28 protein-coding genes are annotated in these 23,567 nt (G+C 69.3%); 13 read left to right on the top strand and 15 right to left on the bottom strand.

Annotated elements, in window-relative coordinates; all coding sequences use genetic code 11:
• Position 1 precedes the first annotated feature (1 nt).
• The 11 genes from ABD104_RS19890 (at position 2) to ABD104_RS19840 (ending at position 9,005) form a co-directional block, all read left to right on the top strand.
• A complete protein-coding gene (locus ABD104_RS19890) occupies positions 2 to 259 on the top strand; it encodes a YkgJ family cysteine cluster protein (protein WP_087836538.1) in 258 nt (85 codons plus the stop codon).
• Positions 260 to 309: 50 nt separating this feature from the next.
• Entirely contained in the window at positions 310 to 2,808 is a 2,499-nt protein-coding gene (locus ABD104_RS19885; RefSeq protein WP_343928072.1) for a heavy metal translocating P-type ATPase, read from the top strand.
• Positions 2,808 to 3,002, top strand: coding sequence for a cbb3-type cytochrome oxidase assembly protein CcoS (gene ccoS, locus ABD104_RS19880; RefSeq protein ID WP_176400611.1), 195 nt, complete (start codon positions 2,808 to 2,810; stop codon positions 3,000 to 3,002). Before ABD104_RS19885 ends, ccoS begins: the two co-directional genes overlap by 1 nt.
• A 71-nt stretch (positions 3,003 to 3,073) precedes the next feature.
• A complete protein-coding gene (ccoN, locus tag ABD104_RS19875) occupies positions 3,074 to 4,543 on the top strand; it encodes a cytochrome-c oxidase, cbb3-type subunit I (protein ID WP_087836541.1) in 1,470 nt (489 codons plus the stop codon).
• A 13-nt stretch (positions 4,544 to 4,556) separates the two neighbouring features.
• Positions 4,557 to 5,192, top strand: a complete 636-nt coding sequence (gene ccoO / locus ABD104_RS19870) for a cytochrome-c oxidase, cbb3-type subunit II (protein WP_343928071.1) — start codon at positions 4,557 to 4,559, stop codon at positions 5,190 to 5,192.
• A gap of 5 nt (positions 5,193 to 5,197) precedes the next feature.
• On the top strand, positions 5,198 to 5,374 hold the full coding sequence (locus ABD104_RS19865; RefSeq protein ID WP_087836548.1) for a cbb3-type cytochrome oxidase subunit 3: 177 nt from the start codon (positions 5,198 to 5,200) through the stop codon (positions 5,372 to 5,374).
• A complete protein-coding gene (gene ccoP / locus ABD104_RS19860) occupies positions 5,371 to 6,300 on the top strand; it encodes a cytochrome-c oxidase, cbb3-type subunit III (protein WP_343928070.1) in 930 nt (309 codons plus the stop codon). The genes ABD104_RS19865 and ccoP overlap by 4 nt, the downstream gene beginning before the upstream one ends.
• Positions 6,297 to 7,730 (top strand): cytochrome c oxidase accessory protein CcoG, encoded by a 1,434-nt coding sequence (gene ccoG, locus ABD104_RS19855; protein WP_343928069.1) that lies wholly within the window; start codon positions 6,297 to 6,299, stop codon positions 7,728 to 7,730. Before ccoP ends, ccoG begins: the two co-directional genes overlap by 4 nt.
• Before the next feature lie 21 nt (positions 7,731 to 7,751).
• Positions 7,752 to 7,934, top strand: coding sequence for a FixH family protein (locus tag ABD104_RS19850; protein WP_130356126.1), 183 nt, complete (start codon positions 7,752 to 7,754; stop codon positions 7,932 to 7,934).
• The gene (locus ABD104_RS19845; protein ID WP_130356125.1) at positions 7,931 to 8,191 is read left to right on the top strand and encodes a hypothetical protein; all 261 of its coding nucleotides are present in this window, start codon (positions 7,931 to 7,933) and stop codon (positions 8,189 to 8,191) included. The genes ABD104_RS19850 and ABD104_RS19845 overlap by 4 nt, the downstream gene beginning before the upstream one ends.
• Positions 8,192 to 8,216: 25 nt before the next feature.
• Entirely contained in the window at positions 8,217 to 9,005 is a 789-nt protein-coding gene (locus ABD104_RS19840) for an urease accessory protein UreH domain-containing protein (protein WP_343928068.1), read from the top strand.
• Positions 9,006 to 9,024: 19 nt separating this feature from the next.
• On the opposite strand, the gene ABD104_RS19835 is transcribed toward ABD104_RS19840, so the two are convergent.
• From ABD104_RS19835 to ABD104_RS19800, 8 genes are all read right to left on the bottom strand, one after another.
• Positions 9,025 to 9,675, bottom strand: a complete 651-nt coding sequence (locus tag ABD104_RS19835) for a flavin reductase family protein (protein WP_130356124.1) — start codon at positions 9,673 to 9,675, stop codon at positions 9,025 to 9,027.
• 35 nt (positions 9,676 to 9,710) lie between these two features.
• On the bottom strand, positions 9,711 to 10,421 hold the full coding sequence (locus ABD104_RS19830) for an ABC transporter ATP-binding protein (RefSeq protein WP_130356123.1): 711 nt from the start codon (positions 10,419 to 10,421) through the stop codon (positions 9,711 to 9,713).
• A 37-nt stretch (positions 10,422 to 10,458) separates the two neighbouring features.
• On the bottom strand, positions 10,459 to 11,217 hold the full coding sequence (locus ABD104_RS19825; protein ID WP_343928067.1) for an ABC transporter ATP-binding protein: 759 nt from the start codon (positions 11,215 to 11,217) through the stop codon (positions 10,459 to 10,461).
• The gene (locus ABD104_RS19820; RefSeq protein WP_343928066.1) at positions 11,210 to 12,160 is read right to left on the bottom strand and encodes a branched-chain amino acid ABC transporter permease; all 951 of its coding nucleotides are present in this window, start codon (positions 12,158 to 12,160) and stop codon (positions 11,210 to 11,212) included. The genes ABD104_RS19825 and ABD104_RS19820 overlap by 8 nt, the downstream gene beginning before the upstream one ends.
• A gap of 2 nt (positions 12,161 to 12,162) precedes the next feature.
• A complete protein-coding gene (locus tag ABD104_RS19815; protein WP_343928065.1) occupies positions 12,163 to 13,077 on the bottom strand; it encodes a branched-chain amino acid ABC transporter permease in 915 nt (304 codons plus the stop codon).
• Complete coding sequence (locus ABD104_RS19810; RefSeq protein WP_130356119.1) at positions 13,074 to 13,652, bottom strand: NADPH-dependent FMN reductase; 579 nt, start codon at positions 13,650 to 13,652, stop codon at positions 13,074 to 13,076. The genes ABD104_RS19815 and ABD104_RS19810 overlap by 4 nt, the downstream gene beginning before the upstream one ends.
• Before the next feature lie 20 nt (positions 13,653 to 13,672).
• Positions 13,673 to 14,800: an ABC transporter substrate-binding protein gene (locus ABD104_RS19805; RefSeq protein WP_343928064.1), complete on the bottom strand. Its 1,128-nt coding sequence runs from the start codon at positions 14,798 to 14,800 to the stop codon at positions 13,673 to 13,675.
• A 108-nt stretch (positions 14,801 to 14,908) separates the two neighbouring features.
• Positions 14,909 to 15,424: a 4-hydroxylaminobenzoate lyase gene (locus ABD104_RS19800; protein ID WP_338616879.1), complete on the bottom strand. Its 516-nt coding sequence runs from the start codon at positions 15,422 to 15,424 to the stop codon at positions 14,909 to 14,911.
• A gap of 149 nt (positions 15,425 to 15,573) precedes the next feature.
• Between ABD104_RS19800 and ABD104_RS19795 the strand changes: the two genes are divergently transcribed.
• Positions 15,574 to 16,587 carry a LysR family transcriptional regulator gene (locus ABD104_RS19795; protein WP_343928063.1) on the top strand — a complete coding sequence of 338 codons (1,014 nt, stop codon included), beginning with the start codon at positions 15,574 to 15,576 and terminating at the stop codon, positions 16,585 to 16,587.
• Between the two features lie 42 nt (positions 16,588 to 16,629).
• Here ABD104_RS19795 and ABD104_RS19790 read toward each other — a convergent pair whose 3' ends face one another.
• From ABD104_RS19790 to ABD104_RS19770, 5 genes are all read right to left on the bottom strand, one after another.
• On the bottom strand, positions 16,630 to 17,067 hold the full coding sequence (locus ABD104_RS19790) for a hypothetical protein (protein ID WP_343928062.1): 438 nt from the start codon (positions 17,065 to 17,067) through the stop codon (positions 16,630 to 16,632).
• A 70-nt stretch (positions 17,068 to 17,137) separates the two neighbouring features.
• Entirely contained in the window at positions 17,138 to 17,899 is a 762-nt protein-coding gene (locus ABD104_RS19785; RefSeq protein ID WP_279819512.1) for an SDR family NAD(P)-dependent oxidoreductase, read from the bottom strand.
• Between the two features lie 31 nt (positions 17,900 to 17,930).
• Positions 17,931 to 18,941, bottom strand: coding sequence for an acetamidase/formamidase family protein (locus ABD104_RS19780; protein ID WP_343928061.1), 1,011 nt, complete (start codon positions 18,939 to 18,941; stop codon positions 17,931 to 17,933).
• Between the two features lie 11 nt (positions 18,942 to 18,952).
• Entirely contained in the window at positions 18,953 to 20,164 is a 1,212-nt protein-coding gene (locus ABD104_RS19775) for an amino acid ABC transporter substrate-binding protein (RefSeq protein ID WP_087836613.1), read from the bottom strand.
• 44 nt (positions 20,165 to 20,208) lie between these two features.
• Positions 20,209 to 20,742 (bottom strand): 2,4'-dihydroxyacetophenone dioxygenase family protein, encoded by a 534-nt coding sequence (locus tag ABD104_RS19770; RefSeq protein WP_087836612.1) that lies wholly within the window; start codon positions 20,740 to 20,742, stop codon positions 20,209 to 20,211.
• Positions 20,743 to 20,989: 247 nt separating this feature from the next.
• Here ABD104_RS19770 and ABD104_RS19765 point away from each other — a divergent pair, with 247 nt between their 5' ends.
• Complete coding sequence (locus ABD104_RS19765) at positions 20,990 to 21,955, top strand: helix-turn-helix domain-containing protein (protein ID WP_343928060.1); 966 nt, start codon at positions 20,990 to 20,992, stop codon at positions 21,953 to 21,955.
• Between the two features lie 9 nt (positions 21,956 to 21,964).
• Here the strand turns inward: ABD104_RS19765 and ABD104_RS19760 are convergent, their stop codons facing one another.
• Both ABD104_RS19760 and ABD104_RS19755 read right to left on the bottom strand, forming a co-directional pair.
• Positions 21,965 to 22,873, bottom strand: coding sequence for an AEC family transporter (locus tag ABD104_RS19760; protein WP_371696316.1), 909 nt, complete (start codon positions 22,871 to 22,873; stop codon positions 21,965 to 21,967).
• 164 nt (positions 22,874 to 23,037) lie between these two features.
• Positions 23,038 to 23,562, bottom strand: coding sequence for a MarR family winged helix-turn-helix transcriptional regulator (locus tag ABD104_RS19755; RefSeq protein WP_087836609.1), 525 nt, complete (start codon positions 23,560 to 23,562; stop codon positions 23,038 to 23,040).
• Positions 23,563 to 23,567 lie beyond the last annotated feature (5 nt).

Genomic DNA, 23,567 nt, shown 5'->3' with positions numbered 1-23,567 from the left:
CATGGAGTGCCGCCCCGGCTGCGGCGCCTGTTGCACGGCGCCGTCCATCACCACGCCGATCCCGGGCATGCCCGGCGGCAAGCCGGCCGGCGTGCGCTGCGTCCAGCTGGACGAACACGAGCGCTGCAGACTGTTCGGCCGGCCCGGGCGCCCCGCCGTCTGTGCCTCGCTCATGCCCGCGCCCGACATGTGCGGGGACGGCCGGGAGCATGCCATGCGCTGGCTGGGCCGCCTGGAAGACCTGACGCGGCCCGCCTGAACCCTTCGGCTTGACCTGGATCAATGCGCGCAGCCGGCCTTGCCGCCAGAATGCGTGGCGTGAACACGACCTCGCTGCCTTGCGCCACCCTGGACGCGCCGGCCGCCAGCGCCCCGTCCGCGGACTGTTATCACTGCGGCCAGCCCGCGGGCGGCGGCCTGCGCGCGTCGGTCGCGGGGGACCTGCACTGGTTCTGCTGCGCCGGCTGCCTGGCGGTCGCCCAGACCATCCACGACGCGGGCCTGGAGAGCTTCTACCGCTTCCGCAACGGCCTGGGCCGGCCGCTGGACGATGCCGACGGGCAGGCGGACCTGCGCGCGGCGTTCGGGCAGGCCGACATCGAATCGCTTTACGTGCGCGCCGTGGACGCCGGCACGGCCGAGGCCTGGCTGACGATAGGCGAGTTGCGCTGCGCCGCCTGCGTCTGGCTGTGCGAGCAGCACCTGGAGCGTCAGCCCGGGGTGGTGGCGGCGCACGTCAACCATGCCACCGGCCGGGCGCGGGTGCGCTGGAAGACGGCGCAGACCGGGCTGGGCCGCGTCCTGGACGCGTTCGCCGCCATCGGCTACCGCGCCGTGCCTTTCCAGCCGGGCGCCGCGAATGACGGCCTGCGCCGCGAGAAGCGCGGCCTGCTGCTGCGCATGGCGGTGGCGCTGCTGTGCATGATGCAGGTCATGATGTATGCGTGGCCGCTGTACCGGCATGAAGCCTCGATCGCGCCCGACCAGTGGCAGTTGCTGCGCTGGGCCAGCCTGGCGCTGACCCTGCCGGTGGTGGCGTACAGCGCGTGGCCGCTGATGCGGGGCGCCTGGCGCGGGCTGCGCCATGGCCGCCCGGGCATGGACCTGCCGGTGGTGATCGGCATCCTGGCCGCCTTCGGCGCCAGCGTGGCCGCCACGGTGGCCAACCGGGGCGAGGTCTATTTCGATTCGGTCACCATGTTCGTGGCCCTGCTGCTGGCGGCGCGCTACCTGGAACTGGTGGTGCGCCACGAGGCGCAGGACGGCGGCCGCGCGCTGGCGGCCCAACTGCCCGCCACCTGCGCGCGGCTGCGGGACTATCCGGCCAGCCGCGAGGCCGACGTCATCGCTTTGCAACAGGTGCGTCCGGGCGACGTGCTGCGCATCGGCCCGGGCGAGGCCGTGCCGGCCGACGGCCGGGTACTCGAAGGCGCCACGCAGGTCGACGAAGCCATGCTGACCGGGGAAAGCCGGCCCATCGCCAAGGCGGCGGGCGATGGGCTGGTCGCCGGCAGCCACAACAACGGCAGTCCGGTATGGATGCGGGTCGAGCAGATCGGCGGCGAGACCCGGCTGGCGCGGATCATCCAGGCCCTGGACCGGGCGCTGGAGGAAAAGCCGCGCATCGCGGTGCTGGCCGATCGCATCGCGGTGGCGTTCGTGCTGGCCCTGATCGCGCTGGCGCTGGCCACCGGCGCGGTCTGGTGGTGGATCGATCCCTCGCGTGCGCTGCCCGTCATGATCGCGGTGCTGGTGGTCAGCTGCCCCTGCGCGCTGTCGTTGGCGACGCCGGCCGCGCTGGCGGCCGCCACGGCGGCCCTGGCCCGCAAGGGCGTGCTGGTGGTGAAGGGGCATGCGCTGGAAACGCTGGCGCAGGTCACCGACGTGGTGCTGGACAAGACCGGGACGCTGACCCAGGGCCGGTTCACGGTGGCCAGCGTGGAGATATTCGGCGCGTTGGGCGCGGGACAGTGCCTGGCGCTGGCGGCGGCCATGGAGGAAGGCAGCACGCACCCGGCGGGCCTGGCGCTGATCGCGGCGGCGTGCGAGGCGGGCCTGCCCGCGCCGGACGTCCAGGACGTCCGCCATGTGCCGGGGCAGGGTGTGCAAGCCTGCTTCGGCGGGGTTGCGATACGCCTGGGCAGCCAATGTTTCGCGGCGGGTGCGCGCGACACGGCGCCGTTGCCGCCGGTGGCCGATGGCCGGGATGCGGCGCCCGGCGCCATCGCCACGCAGGTCTGGCTGGCCGGCAATGCCGGGCCGCTCGCGCGCTTCGTGCTGCGGGATGCGCCGCGCGAGGGCAGCCACGAGATGGTGCGGGCGCTGCAAGCCATGGGCAAACGCGTGCATCTGGTGTCGGGGGACGATGCGCGCACGGTCGCGGCCTGGGCCACCGAGTTCGGCATCGGCAGCCACGCGGGCGGCGTCAGCCCCGAGGGCAAGAAGGACTACGTCGCCCGCCTGCAGGCCGGTGGCGCGGTGGTGCTGGCGGTGGGCGACGGCATCAACGATGCGCCGCAGCTCGGCCTGGCCCAGGTGTCCATGGCCGTCGCGGCCGGCACCCCGCTGGCCCGCGCCAGCGCCGACGTGATCCTGAACGGCCACGGCATTCTGGGCGTGGCGCACGCCTTGCGCACCGCGCGCCGTGCGCGTCGCGTGATGCGCCAGAACCTGGGCTGGGCCCTGGCCTACAACCTGTCTTTCATCCCGCTGGCCGCGTCGGGCTGGATCACCGCGTGGATGGCGGCGCTGGGCATGTCGCTGTCCTCGCTGCTGGTAGTGGGCAACGCATGGAGGCTGCGCCGCTGATGGAAACGCTCTATCTCCTGGTTCCGCTCAGCCTGATGCTGGTGCTGGCGGTGGTCGTCGTGCTGTGGTGGGCGGTGCAGGACGGCCAGTTCGAAGACATGGAAGGCGCCGACTACGCCATCCTGATGGACGACGACAGGCCGTCCGGTGTGGATGAAATGCCGCCGTCCGCGCGCTCCTCTCGCGAGGCTTGATCTGCATCAAGGCGGGTTCCCCTGTACATGCGCATGATGGGCGCGGGAATTCAGAATCAGGGGAACCAGCCATGGGCGACAGCGCTAGCGGCGCGCTTTCAGGCGAAACATTCAACTACAAGATCGTCCGCCAATTCGCCGTCATGACGGTCGTGTGGGGGATCGTGGGCATGGCGGTGGGCGTGCTGCTTGCCGCGCAATTGATCTGGCCGGCGCTGAACTTCGACGTGCCGTGGCTGACCTACGGGCGGCTGCGGCCGCTGCACACCAACGCGGTCATCTTCGCGTTCGGCGGCAGCGCGCTGTTCGCCACCTCGTACTACGTGGTGCAGCGTACCTGTCAGGCGCGGCTGTTCTCGGCGCCGCTGGCGGCCTTCACCTTCTGGGGCTGGCAGGCCGTCATCGTCGCGGCGGCGATCACGCTGCCGATGGGCTACACCAGCAGCAAGGAATACGCCGAACTCGAGTGGCCCATCGACATCCTGATCACGCTGGTATGGGTGGCCTACGCCGTCGTGTTCTTCGGCACCATCGTCAAACGCAGGACCCGCCACATCTACGTGGCGAACTGGTTCTTCGGCGCCTACATCCTGACGATCGCGCTGCTGCACATCGTCAACAACCTGGAATGGCCGGCCACGATGTGGAAGTCGTACTCGGCCTATGCCGGCGTGCAGGACGCGATGGTGCAGTGGTGGTACGGGCACAATGCGGTGGGCTTCTTCCTGACCACCAGCTTTCTGGGCATGATGTACTACTTCGTGCCCAAGCAGGCCGAGCGCCCCATCTATTCGTACCGGCTGTCCATCGTCCACTTCTGGGCGCTGAGCTTCACCTACATGTGGGCCGGCCCGCACCACCTGCAATACACGGCGCTGCCCGACTGGGCGCAGTCGCTGGGTATGGTGTTCTCGCTGATCCTGCTGGCGCCGTCCTGGGGCGGCATGCTGAACGGCATCATGACCCTGTCGGGCGCCTGGCACAAGCTGCGCACCGATCCCATCCTGAAGTTCCTCGTGGTGGCGCTGTCCTTCTACGGCATGTCCACGTTCGAGGGCTCGATGATGTCCATCAAGACCGTCAACTCGCTGTCCCACTACACCGACTGGACCATCGGCCACGTGCATTCCGGCGCGCTGGGCTGGGTCGCGATGATCACGATCGGCTCGCTTTATTACCTGTTCCCGCGTCTGTTCGGGCAGAAGCAGATGTACAGCACCAGGATGATAGAACTCCATTTCTGGATCGCCACGCTGGGCGTGGTGCTCTATATCGCCGCGATGTGGATCGCCGGCGTGATGCAGGGCCTGATGTGGCGCGCCGTGGAACCCGACGGCACCCTGACCTACACCTTCGTCGAATCGGTCAAGGCCACGTATCCGTTCTACGTCGTGCGCCTGCTGGGCGGCGTGTGCTTCCTGGGCGGCATGCTGCTGATGGCGTGGAACTTCGTCATGACGGCGCGCGGCCGGCGGCCGTTCGACGCGCCGGTGCCGGCGCCGGCACCCGTATCCGTGGCGGCCCGGCCGCAACTGGCCTGAGGAGCGCACCGCCATGAAATCGAAGCGCGCTTCCTTCTTCAGCCACGAGACGCTGGAAAAGAACGTGGGTTGGCTGATCCTGGCCACCATCGCGGTGGTCAGCATCGCGGGACTGGTGCAGATCGTGCCCCTGTTCTTCCAGCACTCCACCACCGCTCCCGTCCAGGGCGTGGAGCCCTATACCGCCCTGCGCCTGGCGGGGCGGGACGTCTATATCCGCGAAGGCTGCGTGGGCTGCCATTCGCAACAGGTCCGCACGCTGGCGGCCGAGGTGCAGCGCTACGGCCATTACTCCGAGGCGGGCGAAGGCGTGTACGACCGGCCCTTCCTCTGGGGCTCCAAGCGCACCGGGCCCGACCTGGCGCGCGTGGGCGGCCGCTACAGCGACGACTGGCATCGCGTCCACCTGAACAATCCGCGCGACGTGGTGCCCGAGTCCAACATGCCGGCCTATCCGTGGCTGCGCCAGACGCCGGTCGCGAGCGACCCGGTCCAGGCGGGCATGCGCGCGCTGCGCACGCTGGGCGTGCCGTACTCCGACGAACAGATCGCGGGCGCGGCCGCCGAGCTGGCCGGCAAGACCGAGGAGGATGCCCTGGTGGCCTACCTCCAGGGCCTGGGGCTGGCGATGAAGAAGCAGGGGCGGTGATGGACATGATCGCCTGGATGACATCGATCGCGACGGCGCTGGCGCTGTCGACCTTCCTGGCCATCGTGGCGTGGGCGTGGTCGCGCGCCCGCGTCGAGGCCAACCGCGAATCGGCCATGCTGCCGTTCGCGCTCCCCGACGAAAGCGCCGTTGCGGCGCAAGGCAAGGATGCCGGGCAATGAGCGATTTCACTACCGATTTCTGGGGCTATTACATCGGCGCGATCGCGCTGGCGGGCATCGCCTGGTGCGTCTGGCTGCTGTTCTCGCAGCGGGCCTTCCTGAAATCCTCCAAGGCCGCCCCAGGCGGCCAGGTCGACGATACCGGCCATGTCTGGGACGGCGATCTGCGCGAGCTGAACAATCCGCTGCCGCGCTGGTGGATGTGGATGTATCTGCTGTCCTGTGTCTTCGCGCTGGGCTACCTGGTCCTGTATCCCGGCCTGGGCAAGGTCCAGGGCTGGCTGGGCTGGTCCAGCACGGGCGCGCTGGCCGCGCAGCAGGACCAGTTGCGCGAACAGGTCCAGCCGTTGTACGCGCGCTTCGAGGACATGGAGATCCCGGCCATCGCCGACGATGCCCAGGCGCGGGAGATCGGGCAGCGGCTGTTCCTGAACAACTGCGCGCAGTGCCATGGGTCGGATGCGCGCGGCAGCAAGGGCTTTCCCAATCTGGCCGACGGCGACTGGCTGTACGGTTCTTCGCCCGACATCATCCGCGAATCCATCGCGAAGGGGCGGCACGGCATCATGCCCCCGTTCGGCGAACAACTGGACTCGCGCGCGGTGGGCGACGTGACCCAGTACGTGCGCTCGCTGTCGGGCCTGGCCGCCGACCCCATCAAGGCCGCTCGCGGCCGGGCCGATTTCCGCGCGAACTGCGCGGCCTGCCACGGCGTCGAGGGCAAGGGCAACCCGCTGCTGGGCGCGCCCAACCTGACCGACAAGGTCTGGCTGTACGGCAGCTCGGCCGCCGTCATCGCCGAGACCATCACCAAGGGCCGCAACAACCAGATGCCGGCACACGAGGACGTGTTCACGCCGCAGCAGATCCGCTTGCTGACCGCCTACGTCTGGGGCCTGACCCGGCCCGCCGAAGAGGCGAAATGAGTTCCCCGCGCGAGCGCGCCTGCCCGGCCGCCGGCGGCGACGAGGAAGGTTCGGAGCAGGCGCTGTACGAGGTCCGGCGCAAGATCTATCCGCGTTCGGTCAGCGGCGTCTTCGCGCACTGGCGCGTGGCGCTGGTGTTCCTGACGCAGGCGGTGTTCTACGGCCTGCCGTGGCTGACCTGGAACGGCAGGCAGGCCGTGCTGTTCGACCTGGGCGCGCGCAAGTTCTACCTGTTCGGGATGGTGTTGTGGCCGCAGGACATCATCTACCTGACGCTGCTGCTGATCCTGAGCGCGCTGGCGCTGTTCCTGTTCACCGCGGTGGCGGGCCGGCTGTTCTGCGGCTATGCGTGCCCGCAGACGGTCTACACCGAGATCTTCATGTGGATCGAGCGCCTGACCGAAGGCGACCGGTTCGCGCGCATCCGGCTGGACGCGGCGCCGTGGTCCTGGCGCAAGCTCGGGCGCAAGGGCGCCAAGCACGCGTTGTGGCTGGCGGTGGCGACCTGGACCGGGTTCACCTTCATCGGCTATTTCAGCCCCATCCGCGAGCTGGCGGGCCTGGCGTGGCAGGGTGCACTGGGCCCCTGGCAATGGTTCTGGCTGGTGTTCTACAGCTTCGCCACCTGGGGCAACGCAGGCTTCATGCGAGAACAGGTCTGCAAATACATGTGCCCCTACGCGCGGTTCCAGAGCGTGATGGTGGACTCCGACACCTACGTGGTCACCTACGACTCGGTGCGGGGCGACCCGCGGGGCAGCCGGTCGCGCAGGATAGATCCACGCGAGGCGGGCCTGGGCGATTGCGTCAATTGCAGCATCTGCGTGCAGGTGTGCCCAACCGGCATCGACATCCGCGATGGCCTGCAATACGAGTGCATAGGCTGCGGCGCCTGTATCGACGCCTGCGACCAGGTCATGGACAAGATGCAGTATCCGCGCGGCCTGATCCGCTATGCGTCCGAACGCGCCATCGAGCTGCGGCTGGATGCCAGACAGGCGCGGCGCCGCGTGCTGCGCCCGCGCGTGCTGGTGTACGGCGCGATCTGGCTGGCGCTGGCGGCGGTGTTCGTCGGCCTCCTGGCGGCGCGGCAGCCGCTGCGCGTGGACGTGATACGCGACCGTTCGGTGCTGGCGCGCGAGGTCGAGGGCGGCATGATCGAGAACGTCTACCAGCTGCAGCTCATGAACGCGACCGAGCGCGCCATGCGCGTGCGGCTGGAGGTGCAGGGCCTGCCGCAACTGCGGGTACAGGGGGCCGACGGCGGTACGGACATCGAACTGGCGCCCGCCTCGAACCGCCTGTGGCCGGTGCGGGTGTCGCTGCCGGTGGACGAGGCGCGGCCGGGCACGCACCGGATCGAGTTCATCGTGCGCGACGGCCGGGACGCGGACGGGCTGCGCGAGACGTCGAGTTTCATCGTTCCTTGAATGGACAAAGCGAGGTGCGGGATGCAGGAACAGAAAGATGCCGGACCCTGGTGGAAGGAACCCTGGCCCTGGCTGTTGATGGCGGGGCCGGCCGTGGCGATGCTGGGCTGCATCGTGACCATCGTGCTGGCGGTCGCGCATGACGATCCCCCGGTCGTCGATAAGGTGGTCAAGCGCGGGCTGGTGGTGGAGCGCGCGCCATGAAATGGCGGCGCGTCGGCATGTGGGTGCTGTGGCCGGCCTTCCTGGCCAGCGCCGGCGCCGCGCTGGTCGTCTTCACCCTGCTCGATCCGCGCGGCCTGACCATCGTCGGGCGCCCGGTCGAGATGTCGCGCCAGGCGTTCTATACCGCGGCTTTCTTCCTTCTGTGGGCGATTGCCGGGGTCTCCAGCGCCATTACGCTATACCTGGCGGGCGGCGGCGCGGGGCCGGACGGCAACGACGTGGACGATCTGCCATGACGCGGATCGGCCGTGGGGGCGTGGCGTGAGCGGCTGGCCGGCGCTTGCCGGCGTGTTCCTGCTCGGCCTGCTGGGCGGGGTGCACTGCGCCGCCATGTGCGGCGGACTGGTGATGGCGGTCGAGCACCGGCACGGCGAACGCCTGGCGGTGCTGCGGCGCGCGGCGCCGTGGCGGCTGGGATTGGAGGCCCTGGTCATGCATGCCGGACGCATCGCCTCGTATGCGCTGCTGGGCGCGGTGGCGGGTGGCCTGGGGGGCAACATCTGGAGCCGGGACTGGCTGCCGCTTCAGCGCGGCGCGCTGGCCTTCGGGGCGGCGCTGCTGTGCGTCTACGGCCTGGCCCTGGTGGCGCGCGCGGCCTGGCCCCGCGCGGCGGCGGGCGGCCCGGCGGCCGGTGCGTGGCGGGCCGCGCTGGTGCGCGGCTGGACCGGCGCGGTGGCGGCCATCGTCCGCTCGCCCCCCAGCCGCCACGTGCGCGCGCGCATCGCCGGCCGGCCGCTGCTGGAGCGTTTCCTGACCGGCCTTGCGTGGGGCTGGATGCCCTGCGGCATGTCGCTGGGCGTGTTGGCGGTGGCGCTGGTGGCGGGCAGCGCCGCGGCCGGCGCGCTGACGATGGCGGCCTTCGGCCTGGGCACGCTGCCCAACCTGGTCGCGCTGTCCGGCGCCGCCGGCTGGCTGCGCCGCCGCGCGCGGCGGCCGGCCTGGCGCGTCGCCGGCGGCGTGGTGGTCGCGGCCTTCGGCGCGGTGGGACTGGTGCGCGCCGCCACCCTGCCTTCGGCGCTGCTGGAACAGGGTTTCTGCGTCGTCTGGTAGCGCGGGCCGCGCGCCGGCATCATTCCCGGGGCTGCCCCGTGGCCGGCATGTAGGTCGGCACCGGGATGCGGCGCCGCTCGCCCGTCAGGCAGTAGTTCGGCCCGCCCAGCCTGCCCACCGGGGCGAAGCGCCCGACGTCCACGCGCAGCGCCTTTTCGTCCAGCAGGTCGTCGCGGAAGTTCATCGCCAGGATCTCGCCGAAAACGATGGCCCGCTGGGTCGAGATGTCCAGGATACGGAACAGCCGGCATTCCCACGAGATGGGCGCCTCGGCGATGCGCGGCACCCGCACGGCGGTACAGGGCGCCAGCGTGAAGCCCACCGCCTCGGCCTCCGAGACGTGCGCGGGAAAATCGCTGCCGCACTGCACCGCTTGGTCGACGATGGACTCGTCCACCATGTTCACCACGAACTCCTCGTGCTCGCGGATGTTGCGCAGCGTGTCCTTGGCCTCGCCCGGCCGGTGGCTTTCCTGCCCGTAGGCGACCACGGCGATGGCGAACAGCGGCGGATCCTCGCCCATGTAGTTGAACGCGCTGAACGGCGCGGCGTTGCACAGGCCGTCCGCATCCAGGCTGGTGACCAGCGCGATGGGGCGGGGCCCGACGCTGCCGGTGATCAGCCAGTAGCGCTGCATCTCGCTCAGTCCGGCCATCGATACGTGTTTCATGCGATTGCTCCAGGTGCCATGTGCGAAGCGCGGGGTCAGAGACCCACGTAGCGTTGCCAGATGGCCGGGTCGGCATCGAGCTCCGCCGAGCTGCCTTCCCACGCCACGCGTCCGCGTTCGATGATAGTGTGCCGGTCCGCGATGCCGATCAGGCGCTCGACATATTTGTCGATCACCAGCAGCGTCTGCCCGGCGCGCCGCAGCGCGGCCAGGCAGTCCCAGATTTCCTGCCGGATCAGCGGCGCCAGGCCCTCGGTGGCCTCGTCCAGGATCAGCAGGTGCGGGTTGGTCATCAGGGCGCGGCCGATGGCCAGCATCTGCTGCTCGCCGCCCGACAACTGGTTGCCCATGTTCCGCTCGCGTTCCCGCAGGCGGGGGAACAGGGCGTAGATGCGCTCCAGCGTCCAGGGCTCGGCCTGGCGGCTGCGGTTGGCGGCGAAGGCCGTCAGATTCTCGCGCACGCTCAGGTTGGGGAATATCTGCCGGCCCTCGGGAACGACCGCGATGCCCAGGCGGCCGATGCGGTGCGGCGACAGGCGGTCGATGCGCTGGCCCAGAAAGCGCACCTCGCCGCCGCGCGACGGCGTCAGGCCCAGCAGCGTCCGTACCGTGGTGGTCTTGCCCATGCCGTTGCGGCCCAGCAGGGTGCGCATCGCGCCCGCCCCGATGTCCAGCGAGACGTCGAACAGGACCTGGCTGCTGCCGTAGGCGGCCTGCAAGCCCTTCACTTCCAGTACCGGTTCCATGGCGCTTCTCCATTTTCCATGCGGTTCGTCATGCCGCTCATACGGTGGCCTCGTCGCCCAGGTAGGCCCGGCACACGTCGGCGTTGCGGCGGATCGCCTCGGGCGATCCGGTGGCGATCACGCGTCCGTAGACCAGGACCGAGAGGCGGTCGGCCAGGCGGAACACGGCGTGCATGTCGTGCTCGACCAGCAGCATGGTGACCTCGCCGCGCAGGCCCAGCAGCAGTTCCACCATCGCCTCGGATTCCTCGGGCCCCATGCCGGCCATGGGTTCGTCCAGCAGCAGCAGGCTGGGGGATGTGGCCAGCGCCAGGGCCACCTCCAGCTTGCGCTGCTCGCCATGGGACAGGCTGTGGGTCGGGGCGTCCACGCGGGCGGCCAGGCCGACCCGGTCCAGCGCGTGCCGGGCCTGCGCATACACGTCCGCCTCGCGCCGCGCCGGGCGCCAGCAGCCGGCGGCCCCGCCCGTGCGGGCCTGCACCGCCAGCGCCACGTTGTCCAGGACGCTGAAGGCCTTGAACACGCTGGTGATCTGGTACGAGCGCGCCAGCCCCAGGCGCACGCGCCGGTGCATGGGCAGTTGGGTGATATCGGCGCCGTCCATCGAGATCCGGCCCGCGTCCGGCCGCAGCGCGCCCGAGATCTGGTGGATCAGCGTGGTCTTGCCCGCGCCGTTGGGGCCGATCAGGGCGTGCATCTCGCCGGTCCTGACCTCGAAACTGGCCTGGTCGGTGGCGGTCAGCCCGCCGAACCGCTTGACCAGTCCGAAGACTTGCAGCTTGCAGGAATCAGCCATGGCGCCACCTCGCGGCCAGGCTCAAGGCGCCGTTGCGGGCGTACAGCACGGCGGCCAGCAGCAGGATGCCCAGCGGCAACTGCCAGTACAGCGTCAGGCCCGACAGGTATTCTTCCGCCGCCAGCAGCAGCGCGGCGCCCACCACGCCGCCGTACAGATAGCCCACCCCGCCCAGGATGACCATGATCATCAGCGAGCCCGACTGGGTCCAGTACATCAGGCCGGGGCTGACCATGCCGGCCTGGTTCGCGACCAGCGCGCCCGCCAGCCCCGCCGCCCCGCCGGCGATGACGAAGGCCGCGAGCTTGATGCGGAACACCGGATAGCCGATGGCCTCCATGCGTGTCTCGTTCTCACGGATGGCCTGCAACGCGCGGCCGAAGCGGGCGTTGACCAGGCGCTGCATCAACCACATGGCCACGGCCAGGATGGCCAGCACGACGTAATAGAAGGTCAGGTCGGACGAGGCGTCCAGGCCGAACGGCAGAACCGAGCGGGTCGGCAGGGGCATGCCGTCGTCGCCGCCGTAGGCGTTCAGCGAAACGAACACGTAGTACAGCATCTGCGCGAAGGCCAGGGTGATCATGATGAAGTACACCCCGCGCGTGCGCAGGCTGATCACGCCGATCAGCCAGGCCGCCAGCGCGGCCACAGCCGTCGCCGCGGGCCAGGCGATCCAGGCCGCGTCCACGCCGGCGTCCATCAGGATGGCCACCGTGTAGGCGCCTATGCCCAGGAATGCCGCGTGGCCGAAACAGACCATGCCGCCGAAGCCCATGACCAGGTTCAGGCTGGATGCCGCCAGCGCGAAGATCATGATGCGCGCGGCCAGGTCGACGTAGAAGCCCTGGCCCAGCCAGTCGGCGCCCAGCGGAAAGGCCACGGCCAGCGCCAGCAGGACGGCGCCGGTACGGCGGCCCAGGATTTGGTCCAGTGGTGCCATGTCTACCCTCGTGCAGGAAACAGGCCCTGCGGCTTCCAGAACAGCACGGCCGCCATCAGGACGTAGATCAGGATCGAGGCCAGCGTCGGCCCCAGGTTCGAGGCCACCGATGGCGAGAACACCGTGCCCAGCGCGTCGGGCACCAGCGTGCGGCCGACGGTATCGACCATGCCCACCATCAGCGAGCCGGCCAGCGCGCCGCGGATCGAGCCGATGCCGCCGATCACGACCACCACGAAGGCCAGGATCAGGATGCTCTCGCCCATGCCCACCTGCACCGACAGCAGCGGCCCCAGCAACGCGCCGGCCACGGCGCACAGCAGCGCGCCCAGGCCGAACACCAGCGTGAACAGGCGCCTGATGTCCACGCCCATGACGGTCGCCATCTCGCGGTTGGAGGCACCCGCCCGCACCCACATGCCGACGCGCGTGCGCGCCACCACCAGGTACAGCAGCAAGGCCACCGCCAGGCCCACGGCTATCACCAGCAGGCGATAGGACGGATACTGGATGCCGGCCCCCAGGTCGACCGGGCCCGAGAACAGTTCGGGCAGCGCCAGCCGGCGCGGCTGCGGGCCCCAGATCATGCGCACGACTTCGTTGCCGATCAGGATCAGCGCGAACGTCGCCAGCACCTGCGACAGGTGATCGCGCTGGTACAGCGTGCGCAGCACGGTCATCTCCAGCAGCATGCCGATGGCCGCCGTGGCCAGCATCGCCACCAGCATCGCCAGCAGGAACGACCCGGTGGGCTCGACCAGCGCGGCCGTCAGGTAGGCGCCGAACATGTACAGCGAACCGTGGGCCAGGTTGATCATGTCCATGATGCCGAACACCAGCGTCAGGCCGGCGGCCAGCAGGAACAGCATCAGGCCGAACTGGATGCCGTTCAGCGCGGACTCGATGACCGCGCTCATGAGCCGCCTCGCCCCGCCTTCGCGGCCAGCGCCGCCCCCAGTTGCCGGGCAAGCTGGCGCGCGGTTTCGTTCAGCAGGTTGCCGCCGGCGTCGAAGGCATGCTGGGCCTGCGGCAGCAGCACTTCGTCGGGCAGCACGATCGCGCCCATCTTGTTGAAGATGCCGCGCGTGTGGGTAACCGCGCGGATGCCGCCGAACGGGCTCATCGAGGCCGCCAGCAGCGCGACCATCTTGCCCCGGTAGGGCAGCAGGCCGTCCTCGCCGTTGATCGGGCGCGAGCACCAGTCCAGCGCGTTCTTGAGCAGGGCCGTGACCGATCCGTTGTACTCGGGCGTGGCGACCAGCAGGGCGTCGTGCTCGGCGATCAGGCCGCGCAGGACCAGCGCGTTGTCGGGCACGCCGGACTGCATCTCGTCGTCGCCGTCGTAGATCGGCATGGGATAGTCGCGCAGGTCGATCTGCGTGACGTCGGCGCCGGCCGCGCGGGCGCCGTCGGCCGCCACCGCCAGCAGCAGCTTGTTCAGCGACGCGCCGCGCGAGCTGCCGGCGAAAGCAAGTATCTTGGGAGCTGCCATGATTGGTCCTCGTGATTCTGTCAGGGGTTCTTCATCTTGCAGGCGCCGGCATAGCTGTCGGTATGCGCCGTCATGATCTTGCCGATCGTCTTGTTGGTGACGCGGCCGGACTCGTCCTTCTGCACCACGCGCAGATAGAAGTCGTTGATCGGGAACTGGTTGGTGTTGAATTTGAAGGCGCCCCGCACGGACTCGAACCGGGCCGCGGCGATGGCGTCGTGCAGCGCGCGCTTGTCCTCGATCTTTCCCTTTACGTCTGCCACCGCGCGGTCCAAGAGGCGCACCACGTCATAGCCCTGGAAGGCGTACATCGACGGCAGCCGGCCGTAGCGCTGCTGGAAGCGCGCGACGAAGTTGCGGTTGGCGGCATTGTCCAGGTCCCATGCCCAGTGCGACGAATTCTGCAGTCCCACCATCGCGTCGCCCAATGCCTGGATGGTGTCCTCGTCGGCGGAATAGCCTGGCACGAAGTACGGCACCTCGCGCGCCAGTCCCGCGGCCTGGAACTGCTTGATGAAGTTGATGCCCATGCCGCCCGGCAGGAAGAAGAACAGCGCATCGGGTTTCTGGGCGCGGATCCTGGCGATCTCGGAGGCGAAGTCCAGTTCGCCCAGCTTGACGTAGATCTCGTCGGCCACGGTGCCCTTGAAAGTGCGCTTGAAGCCTTCCAGGTTTTCCTTGCCGCCCGTGTAGTTGGGCGCCATGATGACCACGCGCTGGTAGCCCTTGTCGCTCATGTGGCGGCCCATGGCCTCGCTCTGCCCGTCGTTCTGCCAGGCCAGCCCGAAGAAGTACGGGTTGCACTGCGCGCCGGCCAGCGAGGCCGGGCCCGCCGCGGCGCTGATGTAGAACGTCCGGGCCGCGAAGGTGGGGGCGCCCACCGCCATCATCACGTTCGAATACACCACGCCGGTCATGAAATCGACCTTGTCGCGCTTGATGAACTTGTCTGCCAGTTGCTTGCCGACGCCGGGGTTGGCCTGGTCGTCGCCTTCCACCACCTCGACGGGCAGGCCGCCGATCCGGTTGCCGGTCTCGTCCAGGCCGAGCCGGAACCCGTCGCGGATTTCCGTCCCCAGCGCGGCCAGCGGTCCCGACAGCGTGCTGATGAAACCTATCTTCACCTTGTCCGCGGCCTGGGCGGACATTCCCAATAGCATTGCGAGCGGCAATGCGAGCCATTTGACGTGCATGATGGATACCCCTGGATGTGGAAGGTTGAGATGGGAACCGGGGTGCTGCAGGAGAAGCGCCGCTCAGGGCGCCGAAGGCGGGTTCCTGTATTCGATCTGGCCGTCGGGCAGGAAGAACAGCATGGTGACCATGCCGCCCGTAACGGTCGGGAAGTGCGAGCTGTCGGGGGGAAAGACCTTCCAGCCCGCGCCGGCGCCGCAGAAGCGGCCGGTCTCGTCCACCGGGCCGATCATGTTGATCTCGCCCAGCGGGTGCCGGTGGTAGTGGCCCGGCACGTTGCGCAGGCAGCCGCTTTCCACCGTGAATCCATCCGTGTCGGGCGAGGCATGCGCGATCCGCCCTCGCCGGTAGTCCGGACCGTCTATCTCCGCATAGCAGGACCAGCCTTCGCCTATGCCGCGGCGTAGCAGCGCCAGCAGGCGGGCATAGCCTTCGGTGTGCGCGCCGTAGCGCTCGTTCAAGGCCGCTTCCAGCTCGGGGCCGAGCGGGCGGCCGCCGATGAAGTCCAGCAGTTCCCTGACCGCCTGCATCATCTCGGCCTTGCTGGGGCCGGTGGGCAATTCCGATTGCGTGTTCATCGATGCTACCTGTACGTGTGGGTCCACCTTCATGTCGAGCGAATGCTAGGCACTATCGACCCGCGGCACTAGGAGCGCCGACCGTATAATCGTTCGTAGAAAAAGTATGGAAGCGCGGCCCGCCGCAGGCGTATCCTGGAAAGCTCGCCATGGACCTGATTTCCTCGCTCCTCGCTTTCCTGCGCGTCGCGGAAACCGGCTCGTTCTCGGTGGTCGCCAACGAACGCGGCGTCACCCAGCCCGCCGTTTCCCGGCAGGTGCGCGCGCTGGAAGAACACGTCGGCATGCGGCTGGTCCAGCGCAGCACGACCGGCGTGGTGCTGACCGAGGAAGGGCGCAACCTGCTGCCCGCCGCCCGCAGCCTGGTCGAGGCCGCCGAGAGCCTGAGCGTGTCCGCCAGTCCGGACCAGGCCCGGCCCACCGGCAAGGTCCGGCTCAGCCTGCCCGCGCCGCTGGCCCTGCACATCTGCAACCACGCGCGCGGCCTGCTCGACAGCCATCCCAACCTGAGCCTGGACATGGTGGTGCGCGATAGCACCAGCAACCTGATCGAGGATGGCCTGGACCTCGAGGTGCGCCTTGGGCCCATCGACGACAGTTCGCTGATTTCGCGGCGGGTGGGCATGACCTCGGCCTTCCTGGTGGCCGCGCCGTCCTACCTGGCCGGCCGGCCCGCGCTACGGTCTCCCCAGGACCTGCGCCATCACGAATGCGTGGTCTACAGCCGCTGGGGCAAGGACGATACCTGGTGGTTCGAGGCGGCCGAGGGGCAGTTCTCGGTGAACGTGCCGTGCCGGTTGCGGGCGAACAATGCCTCGGCCGTGCACCAGGCCGTGCTGGGCGGCAACGGCATCGCCATCCTGTCGCACCTGATGGTGGCGGACGACCTGCACGCGGGGCGGCTGGTCTCGCTGCTGCCGGAGTTTCCGCCCGCGCGCCTGCCGCTCTACATCGTCTATCCGTCGCGCCGCAACCTGCCGCTGCGCACGCGCGTCGTCATCGAGTTCATCGCCGAACTGCTCAGGGCCGATCCGGCCATGCGCGACAGGACGCCATGGCCGGGGCCGGCCGGCGGTCTGCCGCCAGCGGGGAACGGGCAGGGTGCCGTCGGCGCCGCGCTGACGTCGGTGGAGGCGGCCGGCAGGGGCGCCGACCGCTGTTAGGGCCTGTGCGGGCCTCCTTTCAGCGGGAGCGGGCCCTAGGCTTCAGGCCCGCGTATCCACCAGCGAGCCGGCGGCGCCGGAGCCGGACCGCTCGAGTTCCCTGGCCAGCTCGGACATCGCCGTCTGCAGCGCGCCGGCCAGGCTGTTGATGCGTGACTGCGCGGAGGCCATGGCCCGAGCCTTGGCTTCGGCCGACATCGAACTGGCGCGCACGCGCTCCATTTCCGCCTGGGCCTGCGCCAGTTGCTTCTGCAGCTCCTTGATGCGCTTCTTCAGCGCCTTCACCGCGAAGGAGTCGCTACTGTCGCCGCTGTCCGCCTCGGCGGCCTTGGCCTTCGCCTTTTCGCCGGCCGGCGCGCCCAGGCCCCGCAGGACGGCCGAGGCATCGGCCGCAGGGGCGTTCGCCTGACCATTCATGTCGCCCGACAGCCGCAGGTGCGAGTTCGACAGCGAAGCGGAAATGGGCGTTACGGGCGGCATGGCATCGGGTTCGGATGGAGCATGGCCGGATTAACGGCCCCGCTACCCGGGACTTGAGGCAAACACCGCATCAGACGTGCATGCCGCCGTCGGCCATGAAGACGCTGCCGGTGGAAAAGCTGCCTTGCGGCGAAGCCAGGAACAGCACCGTCTGCGCGATTTCCTCGACACGCGCGTGGCGGCCCAGCGGAATGGCCTCGTCCAGCATCCGGGTGGCGTCCAGGCCCAGCACCTCGCCCAGCCGGCGTTCGATGTCCGCCTGGAAGTCGTTGGCGATGGGGCCGGGAGCGACGACGTTGACGCGTATGCCGCGGCCGGCGGCTTCCTTGGCGGCCACGCGCATCAGGCCGATCAGCGCGTGCTTGGAGGTGGCGTAGGCGCACACGCCGGGGTCGGCCGTCACGCCCATGACGCTGGAGACGATGACGATGCTGCCACCGTCGGCCATGCGGGGCAGGGCATGCTTGCAAGCCAGAAAGGTGCCCTTGACGTTGACGGCCATGACCGCGTCGAACACGTCGTCGGGGTAGTCGGCGATGGGCCGGATGGCGCCGTTGATGCCGGCATTGCAGACCAGCACGTCCAGCCGCCCCCAACGCCGCAGCGCGTCGTCGACGTAGGCGCGGGCCTGCCCCGGGTCGGTGACGTCGCCGGCGAAGGTCGCCACCCGATCGCCGTGGCCGGCCGCCTGGGCGCGGGCGGCGTCCAGCGCGTCGGCGTGCAGGTCCACCAGCAGGACGCGCGCACCCTGTTCCAGCATGGCCAGCGCGCTGTGCAGCCCGAGGCTGCCGGCACCGCCGGTGACGATGCAGACCTGGTCTTTCATGTTCATGAGTCGTGTCCGGTGAAAAGGAGGAAGGCGTTCAGGGCAGCGGGCCCCACCGGCAGCCCGTTGCGCGCGGGCAGGCGGCCAGCAGCCGCTTGGGGATGCGGCCGTGGACGCCCTTGACGCCGTCGACCAGCTGGGTGATTTCGAAATCCACGGCCAGGCTGGCCAGCGCGTAGGCATCGGCATCGGGCAATTCACCGAAATGCCGCAGTACCGCCACCGCCTGTAAGACAGCCAGCTCGGCGGCGGCGTCCAGGTCTTCGTCCAGCCCCATGGCGATGTAGTGCTCGTCGGTCTCGGCCATGGGCCAGCGCAGGCCGCGGGCCTTGTGCAGCGCGAAGCGGAAGACGCCGGTCATCGAGGTCTCGAGCCCGGTCAGGTTGACCTCGCCGTGGCCCTGCGCCGCGTGCCCGTCGCCGACGAAGAAATCCGCGCCCGCGACCTGCACGGGCAGGTACAGCACCGCCCCCGGCCGCAGATCCTTCAGGTCCAGATTGCCGCCGAAGGGGCCGGGCGGGATCGAGGACACCTTGCGGGTGGGCGCCACGCCCATGGTGCCCATGAACGGTGCCAGCGGGATGGCGATGCGTTCGTCGAAGCGGGCGACGCCGCCCGCCACGTCATGGCGCATCAGCTTGAGCCGCGGTTCCTTCAGGAGTCCCGGCAGCGCGCCCGCGCCGGGGCGGGCGAAGTTGACGCCGTACGCGGGCTCGCGCGGCGCCACGGCCAGGATCTCCACCGCCAGCACGTCGCCAGGCTCGGCGCCTTCCACGCTGACCGGGCCGGTCAGGATGTGCGGGCCGACGTCCTTGGGCACGGTGCGCATGATCTCCAGCATCTCGGCCACCGGCCCCTCCAGGGGCAGGCCATGATGGGTGAAGAAGGCCAGCGCCTCGTCGGGCGGCAGCGGCACGCCCACGGCGTTCACCGTGTCGATGCGTACCGTGTCGCCCGGACGTATGCGCAGCGCGGGCGGCACGTCCGGCCCCAGGAAGCCCCACACCACCGTGCCGGGACCGCAGCGCAGCACATGATCGGCCACCATGTTCCCGGCCGTCATTTCCATTCGGGCTTGGGAAAGACGGCGGGCTTGACGCCGATGGCGGTCTTGGGCGAGATGGGCTGGAACACGCCGCCTTGCCATTGCCCCACGCTGGACGCCTCGGCCCACAGGCGGTTGGTCAGCTTGACGGGGCCCAGCACGGTCTCGAAGCTGCCGGTGCGGATCTGCTCGGACACGGCCTTGCGGTCGATGGAGCCCGCGCGTGTGATGGCCTGCTGCAGGATCTGCAGGGTGGCGTAGGTGACGGCGCTGCCGTTGTAGTCCGCCTCCTGCTTGAACATGGCAAGGTGCCGCTCGCGGTAGTCGCGGGTGACGGGCAGTTCGGCGCTGACGCCGCCCAGGCCCATGACGCCGTCGGCATTGGCGCCGAAGCGGTTCTTGAACATCGGGAACACCGTGCCGATCGCGGTGTAGAACACCTTGGGGTTGAAGCCCACGACCTTGGCCTGGTCGTTCAGCGCCATGGTGTCGGGTGGATAGCTGAAGGCCAGGAAGGCCTCCGGCTCGCGCCGGCGCACCTCGTTCAGGATGGTCTGCAACTCCTGCGAACCCAGGGGGTAGCTCTGGTCGTAGACGATGTCGAACTTCGCCTTCTTCAGGCCCTCGCGCGCGGCCTTCGACAGCTCCAGGCCGAACTGGTCGGCCACGTTGACGATGGCGACCTTGCCCTTGATCTTGCCTTCCTCGCGCAGCCGCGTCAGCACGTCCACCACGCCGTTGGCGTAGTCCGTGGAGGTAAGCGTGAAGAAGAACAGATTGGACCAGCGTTCGCGCAATTGCGGAATATGGTCCGAGATCATCGTGGTGGCGAGGTGGGGGTAGTTGTGCTTGTGCAGGATGGGAGCCACCGCCAGGTTCATGGCTGTGCCCCAGGGCGGCAGGATGAAGTCCACCTTGTCCTGGTTGATGAGCCGTTCCACCGCGCGCACGGCCTCTTCGGAATTGCTGCGGTCGTCGTACTCGAAGAACCTGACCGGCACGCGCTTGCCGCCGATCTCGATGCCGCCGGCCTGCTGCACGTCAGCCGCCCACATCTGGTAGTTGGGCAGCACCGTGGTGCTGGCCCCGCCGGCGTAGGCGCCGGTCTTGGAAATGGCGTAGCCGATGCGGATCTCGGCCGGGGCCTTGGACTGGCCCAGTGCCGGCGCCGCCAGCGCGGTGGCGGCCGCCGCCGCGAGCAAGGTCGCGAATTGCCTGCGTTGCATGTGTCGTCTCCTGGTTGTCGTTATCGGGCCCCGCAGGGCCTGTTTCAGCGGAACAAGGTATCCACGTAGGCGGCGCCCAGCCCGATCTTCTCGTAGTGCGCGCGGCACATCGCGATGTAGTCGTGCACGTCGAAATGGCCGGTGGACTGGCCCTTCTCGTCCAGCCAGATCAGCGGCCCCTTCACGATGAAGAAGACCTTCATCGGCTGCTCGTGCTCGAAGGCCACCAGCGTGTGGCCTTCGCCCGGCGTCTCGTAGACGAAGTCGCCCGCGGTGGCGATCCAGTCGTGCTCCAGGTACCCCCACTTGCCCGAGATCGTGTAGGCGAACACCTCGTGCGGATGGTAGTGGCGGTTGACCAGCCCGGCGGCATCGGCGCGCAGGATGTCGCACCAGCGGTTCTCGGAAGGCGAGATCCACAGCGGCCGCGAGGCCACCGTGTCGGTGAAGGGGACATACCACTTCCTGTCGTCGGTGGGCGCGTTGCCGATGTGCACCTCGGGCTTGGCATCGGGCTTGAACACGTCGGCGATGGGTGCGATGTCGCGCCAGAACTCGTTGCCGGCGGTCTTGAGCATGGGGGCCTCCTGGTCTTCGATGGATCGTGTCAATGTAGCGAGCGCGCCGTCCGGCCGCTTGACCCGGCGGGACGGCGAATTTGACTGGGCGCGACATGGCCGCGGCCACGGGCGCGGTCCGTACCCTAGGGTCAACCCGGGCCGGAGGGCCGGGCGGCCCGTGCTAGCATCGCCATAAGCCGCGGCGCCGCCGCCATGTTGGACGCCATCCGCCCCGTCGCCGGGCGGTCCTCCCACGGGCACGACCATGAGCACGACCCTGTCCCCTCGCGCGCAGGCATCGACCGACCAGGTGCCGTCTTCCCAGCGGCTGGCATTCTGGGAGTCGTACAACGCCTCGCAACTGATCGGCCTGACCTGTTCGACCTACGACCCGCACGGCCTGCGTGCCCAGGGCCGCGTGTTCGACGCGGACGACGTCGCCTTCACCGAGATCCGGGGCAACCAGCACGTCATCGAACGGACGCGCTCGCTGCTCAAGACCCATCCCAAGGATTCGATCTTCGCCTGCATCCTGCTCGAAGGCGACGCCTTCCTGTTCCAGTCGGGCCAGTGCTACACCGTGCGCGCCGGCGACGTCATCGTCTATTCCAACGCGATTCCCTACCTGTACGGCTTTACCGGCGACATGCGCCAGATCATCGTCGAGGTCGAGGCCGACCGCCTGTTCCGGGGCCGGCGCGAGATGCGGCCCGCGGCGCCCATCCAGGTGGACAACCGGCTGCGCACCGGCCGGCTGCTGGCCAACACGCTGCGCACCATGGCGGTGGATTTCGTCGAGCGGCCGCACGCCGACGCCGTGCCGGGCGTGGCCGACCAGGCCCGGCACCTGCTGCGCGCGGCGGTCGATCCCGGCGCGGCGCGGGAACTGAACGACATGGCCGCATGGCGGCTGCTGCGCGCCGAGGCCTTCATCGCCGAACACCTGAACGATCCCGCGCTGGATGCAGAAAAGGTGGCGCGCGCCCTGGGCCTGTCCGTGCGGCAATTGCACCGCCTGTTCGCACACCGGGACCGCAGCGTCAGCCAATGGATCTGGGACAAGCGGCTCGAACGCGCGCACCAGGAACTGGCGGGCGACGGCAGCCGCAAGCTGTCCATCGGCGACATCGCCTATCGCTGGGGCTTCGCCAGCCAGGCGCATTTCTCGCGCGCCTTCCGTGGCCGCTACGGCATGACGCCCATGCAGCACCGGCGCGCCGGGCAAGCCTGAACGCCGGGTTCAGCCCGCCACGGGCGACCCCAGCAGCCATAGCAGGAAAGGCGCCAGGATCAGGAACACCACGGTCGAAATCAGTACCGCGCCCGCCGCGGTGTCGCCCATGTCGGTATAGCGGCGCGCGTACATATAGCTGACCACCGCGCACGGCATGCCCATTTGCAAGGCCACGTTGCCGATCATGTCGGCCGGCAGCCCCACCAGCCATGCCGCCGCCGCGCCCGTGGCCAGGCCCGCCACGAGCCGGATGGCGCCGACGATGCCGCCCAGCTTCAGGCCGGCCGCGGGAATCAGCGCCAGGGCGTGGCCCAGCCCCAGCAGCATCAGCGGCACCGTCATGCTGCCCAGCAGCTGGGCCGACTCCATGATCCACTGCGGCGGCGTGTAGCTGAAGACCCGGCAGGCCACGGCCAGCACCGAGGCGATCAGGATGGGGCTTTTCCAGGCCGCCGGCATGCCGTCCGCGCTGGGCAGCGTGCGCACGCCCACGGTGTGCTGGATGAACGAGCACACGGCGAAGAACGCGATCGAGGTCGACAGTCCGGCGTCGCCGAAAGCCAGGTGCGTGATGGGCAGCCCCAGGTTGCCGGCGTTCGGGAAGGACGTGGTCTGGAGCAGCTTGCGCACCGGCAGCTTGCACAGCTTGAGCGCCAGCGCCGAGACGCCCATGCACAGCCCCAGCGCCAGCACCGTGGCGCCGGCCACCGTGGCCATGATCTCGTTGCTGAGCTGGGTCGTGACCAGGGTGTTGAACACCAGCGCCGGCGTGGTGACGGTAGTGGCCAGCACCGTGACGAACTGGGCGGGGAATGCGTGTCCCAGCTTCCCCCAGGTGGTGCCGACGCCGATGACCACCATGAGCGGGGCCAGCAGGCTGAGGATGGAGAAATAGATGTGGAAGACGCCCATCAGGCGGCTCCTTGCGGGAGCGGGATGGCGGGAAATGACGGCGGGGATCGGTGCATTGCGGCGCGTGGGGGCACGGGGCGGCGGGCAAAGGGTGTAACAGAGCGGAGGCCGGGGCCGGCCGCGGGTCCCCGCAAGGATAGCGCGAAACTCCGGATCCGCACCCGGCGTCAATCGAAGCCGCCGTCGGCCTCGTCGCGAAGGTTGCCTTCGACCAGGAGCAGCACCTTCCAGAACGTCCGGACCTCGTCGACGGTGGCGCCGGTGATCGACTCTTCCAGCATGTCGACCATGCGCGGCAGCAGCTTGTCGACCAGTGCCCGGCCCCGTTCGGTCAATTCGACCTGGTGCTTGCGGCGGTCGTCGGGGTCGCGGGCCCGGGTGACCAGGCCCATTCTTTCCATGTTCTCCAGCGCGGGTACGGCGGTGTTCGAGGCGATGCCCACGCGGCGGCTCAGTTCGAGCTGGGTGAGCTGGCCATGCGTGGCCAGGACGCGCAGGTAATACCAGTGGGCGATGGTGATCTTGTCCTCGTCCAAGATGTCCTGGGCCTTGGCGGTGTACAGGCGGTGCAGTGTGCGGATGACCCAGGCGATCGTGCGGTCGCGCTCATCGAAATGCTCGTGTCCCGGGGGGGCTCTGCGCTTCGTGGATGTCGATCGGGTCCCGGTCTTCTTCGTACTAGCTGGTTTCATGCAAA

The organism is Pigmentiphaga daeguensis, from assembly GCF_039523035.1.
GTDB classification, from domain to species: domain Bacteria; phylum Pseudomonadota; class Gammaproteobacteria; order Burkholderiales; family Burkholderiaceae_B; genus Pigmentiphaga; species Pigmentiphaga daeguensis.
Note: the sequence above shows the minus strand (reverse complement) of the source record. Positions and strands in the feature narration are given on the sequence as shown.

What these genes read in the sequence shown, in the direction of transcription:
- ABD104_RS19755 (WP_087836609.1), bottom strand. Translation starts at nt 23,562, where the DNA reads ATGAAACCAGCTAGTACGAAGAAGACCGGGACCCGATCGACATCCACG.
- ABD104_RS19810 (WP_130356119.1), bottom strand. Translation starts at nt 13,652, where the DNA reads ATGGCAGCTCCCAAGATACTTGCTTTCGCCGGCAGCTCGCGCGGCGCG.
- ABD104_RS19845 (WP_130356125.1), top strand. Translation starts at nt 7,931, where the DNA reads ATGAAATGGCGGCGCGTCGGCATGTGGGTGCTGTGGCCGGCCTTCCTG.
- ABD104_RS19770 (WP_087836612.1), bottom strand. Translation starts at nt 20,742, where the DNA reads ATGCTCAAGACCGCCGGCAACGAGTTCTGGCGCGACATCGCACCCATC.
- ccoN (WP_087836541.1), top strand. Translation starts at nt 3,074, where the DNA reads ATGGGCGACAGCGCTAGCGGCGCGCTTTCAGGCGAAACATTCAACTAC.
- ccoO (WP_343928071.1), top strand. Translation starts at nt 4,557, where the DNA reads ATGAAATCGAAGCGCGCTTCCTTCTTCAGCCACGAGACGCTGGAAAAG.
- ABD104_RS19805 (WP_343928064.1), bottom strand. Translation starts at nt 14,800, where the DNA reads ATGTCCGCCCAGGCCGCGGACAAGGTGAAGATAGGTTTCATCAGCACG.
- ABD104_RS19865 (WP_087836548.1), top strand. Translation starts at nt 5,198, where the DNA reads ATGATCGCCTGGATGACATCGATCGCGACGGCGCTGGCGCTGTCGACC.
- ABD104_RS19890 (WP_087836538.1), top strand. Translation starts at nt 2, where the DNA reads ATGGAGTGCCGCCCCGGCTGCGGCGCCTGTTGCACGGCGCCGTCCATC.
- ABD104_RS19775 (WP_087836613.1), bottom strand. Translation starts at nt 20,164, where the DNA reads ATGCAACGCAGGCAATTCGCGACCTTGCTCGCGGCGGCGGCCGCCACC.
- ccoS (WP_176400611.1), top strand. Translation starts at nt 2,808, where the DNA reads ATGGAAACGCTCTATCTCCTGGTTCCGCTCAGCCTGATGCTGGTGCTG.
- ccoG (WP_343928069.1), top strand. Translation starts at nt 6,297, where the DNA reads ATGAGTTCCCCGCGCGAGCGCGCCTGCCCGGCCGCCGGCGGCGACGAG.
- ABD104_RS19830 (WP_130356123.1), bottom strand. Translation starts at nt 10,421, where the DNA reads ATGGAACCGGTACTGGAAGTGAAGGGCTTGCAGGCCGCCTACGGCAGC.
- ABD104_RS19885 (WP_343928072.1), top strand. Translation starts at nt 310, where the DNA reads ATGCGTGGCGTGAACACGACCTCGCTGCCTTGCGCCACCCTGGACGCG.
- ccoP (WP_343928070.1), top strand. Translation starts at nt 5,371, where the DNA reads ATGAGCGATTTCACTACCGATTTCTGGGGCTATTACATCGGCGCGATC.
- ABD104_RS19835 (WP_130356124.1), bottom strand. Translation starts at nt 9,675, where the DNA reads ATGAAACACGTATCGATGGCCGGACTGAGCGAGATGCAGCGCTACTGG.
- ABD104_RS19850 (WP_130356126.1), top strand. Translation starts at nt 7,752, where the DNA reads ATGCAGGAACAGAAAGATGCCGGACCCTGGTGGAAGGAACCCTGGCCC.
- ABD104_RS19825 (WP_343928067.1), bottom strand. Translation starts at nt 11,217, where the DNA reads ATGGCTGATTCCTGCAAGCTGCAAGTCTTCGGACTGGTCAAGCGGTTC.
- ABD104_RS19820 (WP_343928066.1), bottom strand. Translation starts at nt 12,160, where the DNA reads ATGGCACCACTGGACCAAATCCTGGGCCGCCGTACCGGCGCCGTCCTG.
- ABD104_RS19815 (WP_343928065.1), bottom strand. Translation starts at nt 13,077, where the DNA reads ATGAGCGCGGTCATCGAGTCCGCGCTGAACGGCATCCAGTTCGGCCTG.
- ABD104_RS19790 (WP_343928062.1), bottom strand. Translation starts at nt 17,067, where the DNA reads ATGCCGCCCGTAACGCCCATTTCCGCTTCGCTGTCGAACTCGCACCTG.
- ABD104_RS19785 (WP_279819512.1), bottom strand. Translation starts at nt 17,899, where the DNA reads ATGAACATGAAAGACCAGGTCTGCATCGTCACCGGCGGTGCCGGCAGC.
- ABD104_RS19800 (WP_338616879.1), bottom strand. Translation starts at nt 15,424, where the DNA reads ATGAACACGCAATCGGAATTGCCCACCGGCCCCAGCAAGGCCGAGATG.
- ABD104_RS19795 (WP_343928063.1), top strand. Translation starts at nt 15,574, where the DNA reads ATGGACCTGATTTCCTCGCTCCTCGCTTTCCTGCGCGTCGCGGAAACC.
- ABD104_RS19765 (WP_343928060.1), top strand. Translation starts at nt 20,990, where the DNA reads ATGAGCACGACCCTGTCCCCTCGCGCGCAGGCATCGACCGACCAGGTG.
- ABD104_RS19780 (WP_343928061.1), bottom strand. Translation starts at nt 18,941, where the DNA reads ATGGTGGCCGATCATGTGCTGCGCTGCGGTCCCGGCACGGTGGTGTGG.